Origin of the sequence: Kytococcus schroeteri (genome assembly GCF_002847825.1) — a bacterium.
GTDB classification, from domain to species: domain Bacteria; phylum Actinomycetota; class Actinomycetes; order Actinomycetales; family Dermatophilaceae; genus Kytococcus; species Kytococcus schroeteri.
This window is the reverse complement of sequence record NZ_PKIZ01000178.1, coordinates 1-300: the sequence shown is the minus strand read 5'-3', so window position 1 is coordinate 300 and position 300 is coordinate 1. Positions and strand designations below refer to the sequence as shown.

General features: G+C 69.3%; 1 pseudogene. It reads left to right on the top strand.

Annotated elements, in window-relative coordinates:
* Nucleotides 1-300, top strand: a pseudogene (locus CYJ76_RS13025) (hypothetical protein); the annotation flags it as partial.

The following is a 300-nucleotide window of genomic DNA, read 5'->3' as shown; positions in this document are numbered from 1 at the left end:
ACCGATGGTGATGGGATCTCTGACTACTCCGAGTTCGACCACGACGGCAACGGTGTTGTGGACGGTACCAGCGGCGAGGTTCCGCCGTCTGCGGCACAGCAGGCGGTAGGCGAGGGCATCTGGGGCTCCCAGTCCCAGACCGCGGCACCGCAGGATGCAGCCCCACAGGGTGACGCTCCGGCTGCTGCAGCCCCGGCGGCTGAGGCTCCGGCAGAGGACAAGCCCGAAGCGCGCACCGAGGACGCTAAGGACAACGAGGGCAACGCAGAGGCCCCGGCAGAAGAGGCAGCCCCGCAGGGC